10 protein-coding genes are annotated in these 11723 nt (G+C 62.7%); 6 read left to right on the top strand and 4 right to left on the bottom strand.

Annotation, left to right across the window (positions count from 1 at the left end):
• Window positions 1-131 precede the first annotated feature (131 nt).
• Together rlmM and tusA are read left to right on the top strand one after the other, a co-directional pair.
• Window positions 132-1208, top strand: a complete 1077-nt coding sequence (gene rlmM, locus FX984_RS22650; protein WP_053136601.1) for a 23S rRNA (cytidine(2498)-2'-O)-methyltransferase RlmM — start codon at window positions 132-134, stop codon at window positions 1206-1208.
• A gap of 27 nt (window positions 1209-1235) precedes the next feature.
• Complete coding sequence (gene tusA, locus FX984_RS22645) at window positions 1236-1487, top strand: sulfurtransferase TusA (protein ID WP_027604251.1); 252 nt, start codon at window positions 1236-1238, stop codon at window positions 1485-1487.
• Here tusA and FX984_RS22640 read toward each other — a convergent pair.
• Complete coding sequence (locus FX984_RS22640; RefSeq protein WP_027604250.1) at window positions 1484-2878, bottom strand: MATE family efflux transporter; 1395 nt, start codon at window positions 2876-2878, stop codon at window positions 1484-1486. The two genes, tusA and FX984_RS22640, sit on opposite strands and share 4 nt — an antisense overlap.
• 161 nt (window positions 2879-3039) lie before the next feature.
• On the opposite strand from FX984_RS22640, the gene pdxB reads away from it, so the two are divergent.
• Window positions 3040-4185 (top strand): 4-phosphoerythronate dehydrogenase PdxB, encoded by a 1146-nt coding sequence (gene pdxB, locus FX984_RS22635; protein ID WP_146475774.1) that lies wholly within the window; start codon window positions 3040-3042, stop codon window positions 4183-4185.
• Window positions 4186-4239: 54 nt separating this feature from the next.
• Here the strand turns inward: pdxB and FX984_RS32510 are convergent, their stop codons facing one another.
• Window positions 4240-4413, bottom strand: coding sequence for a PA1571 family protein (locus tag FX984_RS32510; RefSeq protein WP_027604248.1), 174 nt, complete (start codon window positions 4411-4413; stop codon window positions 4240-4242).
• A gap of 246 nt (window positions 4414-4659) precedes the next feature.
• Here FX984_RS32510 and FX984_RS22630 point away from each other — a divergent pair, with 246 nt between their 5' ends.
• On the top strand, window positions 4660-6444 hold the full coding sequence (locus FX984_RS22630; protein WP_186511816.1) for an ABC transporter transmembrane domain-containing protein: 1785 nt from the start codon (window positions 4660-4662) through the stop codon (window positions 6442-6444).
• A gap of 65 nt (window positions 6445-6509) precedes the next feature.
• On the opposite strand, the gene FX984_RS22625 is transcribed toward FX984_RS22630, so the two are convergent.
• Window positions 6510-8438, bottom strand: a complete 1929-nt coding sequence (locus FX984_RS22625; protein ID WP_027604246.1) for a transglycosylase SLT domain-containing protein — start codon at window positions 8436-8438, stop codon at window positions 6510-6512.
• A gap of 213 nt (window positions 8439-8651) precedes the next feature.
• Here FX984_RS22625 and FX984_RS22620 point away from each other — a divergent pair, with 213 nt between their 5' ends.
• Window positions 8652-10571: an ATP-binding cassette domain-containing protein gene (locus FX984_RS22620; RefSeq protein ID WP_027604245.1), complete on the top strand. Its 1920-nt coding sequence runs from the start codon at window positions 8652-8654 to the stop codon at window positions 10569-10571.
• Window positions 10572-10653: 82 nt separating this feature from the next.
• On the opposite strand, the gene FX984_RS22615 is transcribed toward FX984_RS22620, so the two are convergent.
• Window positions 10654-11094 (bottom strand): universal stress protein, encoded by a 441-nt coding sequence (locus FX984_RS22615; RefSeq protein WP_027604244.1) that lies wholly within the window; start codon window positions 11092-11094, stop codon window positions 10654-10656.
• A 105-nt stretch (window positions 11095-11199) separates the two neighbouring features.
• Between FX984_RS22615 and FX984_RS22610 the strand changes: the two genes are divergently transcribed.
• A complete protein-coding gene (locus FX984_RS22610; RefSeq protein WP_027604243.1) occupies window positions 11200-11637 on the top strand; it encodes a hypothetical protein in 438 nt (145 codons plus the stop codon).
• Window positions 11638-11723 lie beyond the last annotated feature (86 nt).

Raw genomic sequence — 11723 nt, 5'->3', positions numbered from 1 at the left:
GCTGTTTTCAGTAGCTGGCTAATTACTGGACTCTATGGACAGAACCAAGGTTCCGAACTCGGCTATCATGCGCGCGTTTTCATGACAGGCATTGCGATAGCGCAACGTCAGTTGAGTCACCAGGAGAGTCGATGAACACCCTTTTTATGCACTGCCGCCCGGGTTTTGAGGGCGAAGTCTGTTCCGAGATCGCGGAACACGCCGCGCGCCTGAACGTTTCCGGCTACGCCAAGGCCAAGACCGGCAGCGCCTGCGCCGAATTTGTCTGCACCGAAGAAGACGGCGCCCAGCGCCTGATGCACGGCCAGCGCTTTGCCGAGCTGATCTTCCCGCGGCAGTGGGCGCGCGGGGTGTTTATCGACCTGCCGGAAACCGACCGTATCAGCGTGATCCTCGCTCACCTGCGTGAATTCCCGGTGTGCGGCAGCCTGTGGCTGGAGATGGTCGACACCAACGACGGCAAGGAACTCTCGAACTTCTGCAAGAAATTCGAAGTGCACCTGCGCAAAGCCTTGTTGAACGCCGGCAAGCTGGTGGACGACCCGAGCAAGCCGCGCCTGCTGCTGACCTTCAAAAGCGGCCGCGAAGTGTTCATGGGCCTGGCCGAGTCGAATAACTCGGCGATGTGGCCGATGGGCATCCCGCGCTTGAAATTCCCCCGGGACGCGCCCAGCCGCTCGACCCTGAAGCTGGAAGAGGCCTGGCACCACTTTATCCCCCGCGACCAATGGGACGAGCGCCTGCATGGCGACATGACCGGTGTCGATCTGGGTGCGGCCCCTGGCGGCTGGACCTGGCAGCTGGTCAACCGTGGCATGCTGGTGACCGCCATCGACAACGGCCCCATGGCCGAAAGCCTGATGGACACCGGCCTGGTGCAGCACCTGATGGCCGACGGCTTTACCTTCGTGCCCAAGCAGCCGGTGGACTGGATGGTCTGCGACATCGTCGAAAAGCCGGCGCGCAACGCGGCATTGCTGGAGACCTGGATCGGCGAAGGGCATTGCCGCGAGGCGGTGGTGAACCTGAAGTTGCCGATGAAGCAGCGTTACGCCGAGGTCAAGCGCCTGCTGGAGCGTATCGAAGACGGCTTCAAGGCGCGCGGTATTCGGGTAGAGATCGGCTGCAAGCAGCTGTATCACGACCGTGAAGAAGTGACCTGCCACCTGCGTCGGCTGGTGGATGTGAAGAAAACCAAGGCCCGCTAAACTGAGCGCCGGTTCCAGGAGTAGACAATGAGCGATATTTTCGACACCGCCGTGGATGGCACCCTCGACGCAACGGGCCTCAACTGCCCTGAGCCGGTGATGATGCTGCACCAGCACATCCGCGACCTGCCGCCCGGCGGCTTGCTCAAGGTGATCGCGACCGACCCGTCGACGCGCCGCGATATCCCCAAGTTCTGCGTGTTCCTTGACCATGAATTGGTGGATCAACAGGAGCAGGCCGGTACGTACCTCTACTGGATCCGTAAAAAGGCCGACTAACCCCGCGCCTTCTCCAGGCGAATGCGCCGGCGTGCACTGCGCGCCAGGCGCACCAGCAGCATCCCCGCCGCACAGCTCAAGCCCACGATCAGCCCTTGCCACAAACCGCTCGGGCCGCTGGGTTCGCCCAGCCAGTTGCTCAGCCCCAGGGCGTACCCCACCGGCAGCCCCACGCCCCAATAGGCAAACAGGGTCAGCACCATAGTGACGCGGGTGTCCTGGTAGCCCCGCAGGGCGCCGGCGGCGGTGACCTGGATCGAGTCACTGAACTGGAACAGCGCTGAAAACACGATCAGCGTCGAGGCCAGGTGGATGACGATGGGGTCCGGGGTGTAGATCGCCGCAATCTGCTCGCGAAACACCAGCATCAGGCTGCACGACAGGCAGGCGTACGCCAGCGCCGTGCCCATGCCGACCCCGGCGGCGAAGCGTGCTTCACGCGCCTCGCCACGCCCCAGGGCCTGGCCGACGCGCACGGTGACGGCCATGCTCAGGGAATAAGGGATCATGAACACCAGTGAGCTGACGTTCAGCGCGATCTGGTGCCCCGACACAACGGTGGCGCCCAGGCTGCCGAGCAGCAGGGCGATGACGGCAAAGATGCTCGATTCGGCAAAGATCGCGATGCCGATCGGCAGGCCAATCCCCAGTACGCGCTTGATCACCGACCACTGCGGCCAGTCGAAGCGCTTGAACAGTTCGCTGCTCTGGTAGGCGGCCCCCCAGCGGGTCCAGGCAGCCATGCCGAGCATCATCACCCACATCGCAATGGCCGTGGCCCAGCCGCAGCCCACGCCGCCCATGGCCGGCACGCCCAGGTGGCCGTAGATGAAGATGTAGTTCAGCGGAATATTCAGCGCCAACCCGCACAGGCCCATGGCCATGCTGGGCAGGGTGCGGCCCAGGCCATCACTGAAACAGCGCAGCACGTAGTAGAGGGCGATGGCCGGCATCCCGGCGGCGATGCCATGCAGGTAGCCCATGGTGGGGGCGATAAGGTCCGGCTCAACCTTCATGGCATGCAGGATCGGCTCGGCGCAGAGCAACAGCAGCGCGCCGATGATGCCGACCACCACCGCCAGCCACAGTGACTGACGCACCAACGGCCCGATTTCGCCGTAGTGGCCCGCACCGTAGCGCTGGGCGACTTTCGGCGTGGTGGCCAGCAGCGTACCGGTCATCAGCAGGTACACCGGAATCCAGATCGAGTTGCCCAGGCCCACCGCCGCCAGGTCCTGGGGGCTGACGCGCCCGGCCATCACCGCATCGACGAAGCTCATGGCCGTGGTTGCCAGTTGGCCGATCATGATCGGCAGCGCGAGCGTCAGCAGGCCACCCACTTCCCGGCTGATGCGGGCGGGGCGGGTGAGGGGGGCAGTGGCAGTGTTCACGTACGCAAGTCCAGTCAAAAGGGTGCAAGGCCGCGGATTCTACGCCTTGACGTAACGGTCAGGAAAAAACCTGTGTTAGGGATTTGTAAGCGACCTGCCAGCCCCCTCCCACATTGAAGATCGCATCCCTGTACACTGCTGATCCGCCAAAGGAGCCTGCCATGCTGATTGTTGCCGACGAAAATATCCCGCTGCTCGATGAGTTTTTCCAAGGATTTGGCGAGATTCGCCGAGTGTCCGGTCGTTCCATCGACCGCGCCACCGTCGAACAGGCCGATGTGCTGCTGGTGCGCTCGGTGACCAACGTCAACCGCGCCCTGTTGGACGGCACGAAGGTGCGTTTTGTCGGCACCTGCACCATCGGCACCGACCACCTCGACCTCGATTACTTCAAGCAGGCCGGTATCCAGTGGTCCAGCGCTCCCGGCTGCAATGCGCGGGGCGTGGTGGACTATGTGCTGGGCAGCCTGCAAACCCTGGCCGAGATCGAAGGCGCCGACCTCAACCAGCGTACCTATGGCGTCGTCGGCGCCGGTGAAGTGGGCGGGCGCCTGGTCGAAGTGCTCAAGGGCCTGGGCTGGAACGTGCTGGTCTGCGACCCGCCGCGCCAGATCGCCGAAGACGGCGATTACGTCAGCCTCGAGCAGATCATCGAGCAATGCGATGTGATCAGCCTGCACACGCCGTTGACCAAATCCGGCAATGGTTCCACCTGGCACCTGTTTGATCGCGATCGGCTCAGCCGCCTCAAGCCCGGCACCTGGCTGATCAACGCCAGCCGTGGCCCGGTGGTGGACAACGCGGCCCTGCGCGACGTGCTGCTGGCGCGTGAAGACCTGCAAGCGGTGCTGGACGTGTGGGAAGGCGAGCCCGAGGTGGACGTCGACTTGGCCGACCTGTGTGTGTTGGCCACCCCGCACATCGCCGGCTACAGCCTTGATGGCAAGCAGCGCGGTACGGCGCAGATCTATCAGGCGTTCTGCTCGCACCTGGGCCAGGGGCCTAGCATTCAGCTGGGCGACTTGTTACCGCAACCGTGGCTGGCCGAGGTGCACTTGAACGCATCGACCGACCCCGCCTGGGCGCTGGCGACGTTGTGCCGCAGCGTGTACGACCCGCGCCGTGATGATGCGGATTTCCGCCGCAGCCTGGTAGGTACCGTCGAAGAACAACGCAAGGCGTTCGACTTGCTGCGCAAGCATTATCCGGAGCGTCGTGAAATCGACGGCTTGAAGGTGCGCATTGTGAATGGGGAGTCAGCGGTGTTGGCGCGCATCGTGTCCGCATTGGGCGCGGCAACCGTTTAAACACCGAACAAAAAACCCGGCCACCTGGGCCGGGTTTGAAAGAGCGTAGGCCCTTCAGCCTTGCTGGGCAGGCTTGACCAGTCGCTGTTCCAGCTCGCGGCACGCTTGCTGGATCATCTCTTCGGTAATCTGCACTTCGCGGCCCTGGGCGTCGATCACGGAGCAAGGCAAGTGCTGCGGTTGGCGGATCACTTCAATCTTGGCATCGCTGCTGTTTTGCAAGGTCATGGCCTGTCTCCTCATCAGGTTGTGTACCTACTGTATAGCCCCCGAGTGACCGCGCTGTTACAACTCCTTACGAGATCACCGGTTCGAACATCCAGTCCACCAGAAACCGCTGTGGATTTCCAGCCGGGCGTTAGACCGATAGCCTCTAGGGGCCAGCATCGGCGGGCATAATTAACCTGACTCATTGTTATTCGCGCAAGTTCCCCCCATGTAAGCAGGCAGGTACCAACCCTTTCCGATCAGGTGATGCCCTCCATGCTCTCAGTCCGTCAACGCCGTGCAATTCGCCTGGCCAGCCGCTTCATCGCGCCCTACCGCTGGCAGGCCCTCGGTGCCCTGGTCGCGCTGATCGTCACTGCGGGCATCACCTTGTCCATGGGGCAGGGCATTCGCCTGCTGGTGGACCAGGGCTTCATGACCCAGTCGCCGCACCTGCTCAACCAGTCCATCGGCCTGTTCATGGTCCTGGTGCTGGGCTTGGCCGTGGGCACGTTTGCGCGGTTTTACCTGGTGTCGTGGATCGGTGAGCGGGTGGTGGCGGACATTCGCCGGCAGGTCTTCAACCACCTGATCTACCTGCATCCAGGTTTCTACGAGAACAACCGCAGCTCGGAAATCCAATCGCGGTTGACCACCGACACCACACTGCTGCAATCGGTGATCGGCTCGTCGTTGTCGCTGTTCCTGCGCAATGCCTTGATGGTGATCGGCGGCATCGTGCTGTTGTTCATCACCAACCCCAAGCTCACCAGCATCGTGGTGGTGGCGCTGCCGCTGGTGCTGGCGCCGATCCTGATCTTCGGCCGTCGCGTACGCAGCCTGTCGCGCCTGAGCCAGGACCGTATCGCCGATGTGGGCAGCTACGTGTCCGAAACCCTCGGCCAGATCAAGACCGTGCAAGCCTATAACCACCAGGTCCAGGACGAGCAACGCTTTGCCGTGACCGTGGAAGAGGCGTTCACCACCGCCCGCAAACGCATCGCCCAGCGCGCCTGGTTGATCACCCTGGTGATCATGCTGGTGCTGGGTGCGGTGGGCGTGATGCTCTGGGTCGGAGGAATGGATGTGATCAGCGGGCGCATTTCCGGCGGCGAGCTGGCTGCGTTCGTGTTCTACAGCCTGATCGTCGGCAGCGCCGTCGGTACCCTGAGCGAAGTCCTCGGTGAACTGCAACGTGCCGCCGGTGCAGCGGAGCGCATTGGTGAGCTGTTGCAGTCGAGCAACGAGATCCAGGCGCCGGCCACGGGCAGCGTGCAGTTGCCCGAGCGGGTCAGCGGGTGCATGGAGCTGCAGGACCTGCGCTTTTCCTACCCTTCGCGGCCGGACAGCTACGCCATCGACGGCCTGAACCTGAGCATCAACCCCGGCGAAACCCTGGCACTGGTGGGGCCGTCCGGCGCGGGCAAGTCGACGCTTTTCGACCTGCTGCTGCGCTTCTACGATCCCCAGCAAGGCCGCATCCTGATTGAAGGCCAGGCGCTGACCGATCTCGACCCCCTGGACCTGCGTCGCCACTTCGCCCTGGTGTCCCAGAGCCCGGCGCTGTTCTTCGGCAGCGTCGAAGAGAACATCCGCTACGGCAACCCCACCGCTACCCGCGAGCAAGTCGAAGCCGCTGCCCGCATCGCCCACGCCCACGATTTCATCCTGCAAATGCCCGACGGCTACCAGACCCACCTCGGCGACGGCGGCATGGGCCTCTCCGGCGGCCAGCGCCAACGCTTGGCGATTGCCCGTGCGTTGCTGGTGGACGCGCCGATCCTGCTGCTGGACGAAGCCACCAGTGCCCTGGATGCCCAGAGTGAACACCTGATCCAGCAAGCGTTGCCGCAATTGATGCAAGGGCGTACCACGCTGGTTATCGCCCATCGACTGGCGACGGTGAAGAACGCTGACCGCATCGCGGTGATGGATCAGGGCAGGCTGGTGGCGGTGGGCACGCATCAGCAGTTGATTGCGAGCAATCCGTTATATGCGCGATTGGCGGCGTTGCAGTTCAGTGATGGGGTTGAGGAGAGCAGCGAACACTGAGTTTCGGTGCCGATAAAAAATGCCCGCATCTCTCAATGCGGGCATTTTCATTTCTGCTTTAAACCTTATTGATCATCAAAGTAGCGCTCATGCCAATCCACCAACGGCTGTGGTGAGTTGAGCTTCTGCCCGTAGATCACCGAATAAGACAACACGTTCTGCACATACTGGCGGGTTTCGTCGAACGGGATGCTTTCCACCCAGACGTCGAAGCTCAGGTGGTCGGCGCCGCGCAGCCATTGGCGTACGCGGCCGGGGCCGGCGTTGTAGGCGGCGGAGGCGAGGACACGGTTGCCGTTGAACTGACTGTGCACCTGGCTCAGGTAAGCCGCGCCGAGCTGGATGTTTTTGTCCGGGTCCAGCACCTGGGCGGGTGAGGCCAGCGGGATGCTGAACTTGCGCGCGGTGTCCTTGGCGGTGCCGGGCATCAGTTGCATCAGGCCGCTGGCGCCGACGCCGGAGCGGGCGTCGTCCATGAATGCGCTTTCCTGGCGGGTGATGGCGAATACCCAGCTGGAATGCAGGCCACGGACCTTGGCTTCGCGCACCAGGGTGTCGCGGTGGGCCATCGGGAAGCGAATGTCCAGGTCATCCCAGTACTGGGCCTGGCTGATGGTGCGGATCGCCGGGAAGTACCACTTCATGTCGTAGGCCAGCTTGGCCTGGGCGACCATTTCGTCACGGTTGAAGTGGCGGCTGACGTGGTACCACTCGCGACGACCATCCACGATCTGGCCACGGGCGTAGAACTCAAGGGCACGGCGCACGCCCGGGGTGTTACGCACTTTGTTGACCAGCGCCTGGCTCATCAGCAGCGGCTTGTTCTTCAACTGGTACGGCGCCTTGGAGCGATCGGCGGCCAGGAAGCCATAGAAGTCCCGTTCCTGCGCGAGATTCTTGTACAGCACCAGGGCTTGCGGGTTTTTCGGCTCGGCCAGTTCCAGGCTGCGGGCCTGCCAGTAGCGCCAGCGGTTGGTGGTGGCCAAATCCTGCGGGAGTTTGCGCGTCAGTTGGTAGGCATCTTCCCAGCGGGCCAGGCGCAACAGCAGGCGCAGGCGCCATTCGGACACGGTGTTGTCGCGCAACTCGGGGTCGTACTTGGTCATCACCTCAAGCGCCCGCGGGTCGAAGCGCTTGGCCAGGGTCAGGCCGATTTCACGGGCGATTGCCACTTTTTCGTCACGGGAGAAGTGCATGCTGCTGGCGTAACCGTCGAGCAGGGCCATGGCCTTGTCCGGATCCTGGCGTGCCAGGCGGCGCAGGCCCAGGCCCACGGCGTCAGACATCGCCTCGGTGGCCGGCAGGAAGCGCGACGGGTCGCCGAGCATGTCGGGCTTCTGTGCTACGTCCACCATCAGGCGGCCTTGGGCGCCCAGGGTCGGCAGGGTTTTTACCAGGCTGTTGGCCAGCGGGTAATTGCGTGCTTCGGCGGCGAGTTTGGCGCGGTCCCAGATTTTTTGTTCGGTGAGTTGGCCGTCCGCGGCCCACTGGCTGAAGGTGGCATCACAGGCGGCCGGCTGGGATTTGCCGGTCATCCACAGTTTCTCGGTGGTCTTGTAGCCTTCAGCCTTGAGGTTGTGGGTCAGTTGGAACTGGCCGTGCAGGCAGTCCAGTTCGACGAAATTAAGCTTGGGGTCGTAGTACTTTTCAAAGGTCTGCCAGTCGCCACGGTCGGCCAACCAGCGCAACCAGCGCAGCTTCATCCAGTTGGCCTGGGGCAGGTCGCCGTTTTTGGCGAGGAATTGTTCGATTTCCTCGTTGCTGGCGGTCTTCAACCGGGCGGTCAGTTCGTCGTAGGCCAGGTAGGGCGTCAGCGGGTAGTCGGCCAGGGCCTGGCTGTATTGCATGTAGGGGCCGGTATCGCCCTTGGCCAGGGCGCGTTTGGCTTCATCGTAATATTGACGTTGGGTGGTGAGGTCCACGGCCTGGGCGGATTGAACGGCGGTGGCGGAAAGAAGCAGGCAAGATAAAAAGTTGAAAAGGCGACTGCGCATGAGACGTCCGTGCAGAGAAATCACGACTAGCACCGGCACCGCCGACACTGATTGCCCCTAGCTTAGCCTTTTGCCAGCGGCCGGCGAAAGCTTTGCCGGGTGGTTCGTTCAAGTTCTCCGGAAATGTCCTACAGAACGTGTCGGTAGCGAAAATGCTGGCCGCATCCCACCCTCAAGTCAGGTAGAATGCGCGCCCAGTTTTTGGAGAAGCGTATGACCCTGCTCAAATTCAGCGATGTGTCCCTTGCTTTCGGCGCTATGCCGTTGTTGGACAAGGTGTCCTGGCAGATCGCCCGTGGTGAGCGGGTGTGCATCATCGGCCGCAACGGCACCGGCAAGTCCAGCATGATGAAGCTGGTAAAGGGCGACCAGAAGCCCGATGACGGCTCTGTCTGGCGCGCCCCAGGCCTCAAGATTGGCGAATTGCCGCAGGAATTGCCGGTGGCCGACGGACGGACCGTGTTCGACGTGGTTGCCGAAGGCCTGGACGGTGTCGGTGAGTTGCTTGCGCAATACCATCACCTGGCCCAGAACTGCGTTACCGAAGCCGACCTGGACAAGCTGATGCACGTCCAGCAAGACCTCGAAGCCCGTGACGGCTGGCGCCTGCAGCAACTGGTCGACAGCACCCTGAGCCGCCTGCAGCTGCCGGCCGACAAGACCCTCGCCGAGTTGTCCGGCGGCTGGCGTCGTCGTGTGCTGCTGGCCCAGGCCCTGGTGTCCGAGCCGGACCTGCTGCTGCTCGACGAGCCAACCAACCACCTGGACATCGGCGCCATCGCCTGGCTGGAAGAAGCCCTCAAGGATTTCCAGGGCGCCGTGCTGTTTATCACGCACGACCGTTCCTTCCTGCAAAACCTGGCGACGCGGATCCTTGAACTGGACCGTGGTGGCCTGATCGACTGGAACGGCGACTACGCCAGCTTCCTGGTGCACAAAGAGGCGACGCTGGCTGCCGAAGAAACCGCCAACGCGCTGTTCGACAAGAAACTGGCCCAGGAAGAAGTCTGGATCCGCCAGGGCATCAAGGCGCGTCGCACCCGTAACGAAGGCCGCGTGCGTGCCCTCAAGGCCCTGCGCGTAGAGCGCAGCGAACGTCGCGAGCGCACCGGCAAGGCCAATATCCAGCTGGATACCGCCGATAAGTCGGGCAAGCAGGTCATGGTGCTGGAGAACGTCAGCTTCCATCATCCGGATGGCCCGTTCCTGATCAAGGACTTCTCCATGGTCCTGCAACGCGGCGACCGTATCGGCCTGTTGGGTGCCAACGGTACCGGCAAGACCACCTTGCTCAAGCTGATGCTCAATGGTCTGCAGCCGACCAGCGGCACGGTGGAGGAGGGCACGCGCATCGACGTGGCCTACTTCGACCAGTTGCGCCATCAGTTGGACCTGGAAAAGACCGTGATCGACAACGTCGCCGAAGGCCGCGACTTTATCGATATCGACGGCCAGAGCCGCCACGTACTCAGCTACCTGGGCGACTTCCTGTTCAGCCCGCAGCGTGCGCGTACGCCCGTGAAGGCCTTGTCCGGTGGCGAGCGTGCGCGCCTGCTGCTGGCCAAGCTGTTCAGCAAGCCGGCCAACCTGCTGGTGCTCGACGAACCGACCAACGACCTCGACGTGGAAACCCTCGAGCTGCTGGAAGAGGTCCTGCTGACCTTCAACGGCACTGTGCTGATGGTCAGCCACGACCGGGCATTCCTCGACAACGTGGTCACCAGCACCCTGGTCTTCGAAGGTGAAGGCAAGGTGCGCGAATACGTCGGTGGTTACCAGGACTGGCTGCGTCAGGGCGGCTCGCCGCGCCTGTTGGGCGTGACCGAGAGCAAGTCCGGCAAGGCCGACCTGGCCTCGGCTGTGGTGGCTCCGGTGGAAGCGGCTGCACCGGCCCAGGAAGCGGCACCGGCGGCCAAGAAGAAACTCAGCTACAAGCTGCAGCGTGAGCTGGAAGCCTTGCCGGGTGATATCGACGCCAAGGAACAGCAGATCGCCGCGGTAGAAGCGGAAATGGCTGACGCAGGTTTCTACCTGCGCCCGGCGGCGGAAACCGCCAAGGTCATCGCCTCCCTGGAGACGTTGAACCAGGAGCTGGAAGTGCTGGTCGAGCGTTGGGCCGAGCTGGATGCCTGAGTGACCTTCGTGCAATAAAAAAGCCCGGCGCCCTAATATGGGCGCCGGGCTTTTTCATATGAAATGCGGTTCAAATGTGGCCTTAAGAGGTTTTTACCAGCCTGACGGCCAATACATCGCACGGCGCACCGTGCAGCACATCATTGGCAGTAGAACCCAGCAGCAACGCCAAACCATGACGGCCATGGCTGCCGACCACGATCAGGTCGCAATGCTGCTCCTTGGCCAGGTGGTGGATTTCCTGGCGCGGTTGGCCGTAGGTGAGGTGGGAGTTTTCCTTGGTCACTTCGGGGTATTTGACGATCAGGCGGTCAAGGCGCTCCTTGGCCTGGTCGAACTGTTGTTGCTGCAGTTGGGAGAGGTCCATGGGCACGTCGCCGCCAAAGGCCATGGCCATGGGCTCGACGATATGCACCAGTGACAGTTTTGCGCCACTGGCAACGGCAAACGCTCGGGCGCGCTTGATCACTGGATCGCACTCTTCGGTCAGGTCTACGGCGACCAGAATATGTTCGTAGGACATGGGGCGTTCCTCCAGGGGACTGCAATAGATTCAGTATGGCTGCTTTCAAGCGGATAGGGTTGCGTCAGGTCAAATCCGCTCATCAGAAAAATCGGGAGTACACATATGACGGTCTGGATAGTGGTGTCAATCCTTGTCGTGGTTCTGAGCCCCCTGGCATGGCTGCGCCCATCGCGCCATCAGAGCGGGCGCATGGCCCTGCGCATGGAGGCACGCCGCATCGGCCTGGCCATGCAACTGGCGCCCCAGGAATGGCCGCACTGGCTCAAGCAAGAGCCGCCGAGCCCCTGTGCGCAGTACTGCCGACCCCGGCGCGGCAGTATGCCGGCCGTTTGGAGCTACTGGCAGCTGGAGCCGGGCGTGTGGGTCAATCAGTGGCGCGAAGTATGTGTGGATGAGAAGTTGTTGCCGCATTTTGCAACGCTGCCGGCGAATGTCTACAAGGTCGAGGCCGACAAGCAAATGATCGCCCTTTACTGGGGCGAGAAGGGCGAGGCGAGCGACCTGCTGGCCATTGATACATTGCTCAAGGCCCTGGCCTGATGCCTGTGTGTCAAAACCCAGGCAATAAAAAGCCCGAAAGCATCATCGGGCTGGAGTTGGCCAGGCAGGCCGGTAAATCCGGGTTT

The sequence above is a fragment of the Pseudomonas marginalis genome, from assembly GCF_008692035.1.
GTDB classification, from domain to species: Bacteria; Pseudomonadota; Gammaproteobacteria; order Pseudomonadales; family Pseudomonadaceae; genus Aquipseudomonas; species Aquipseudomonas marginalis.
This window is presented reverse-complemented; position numbering and strand designations above follow the sequence as displayed.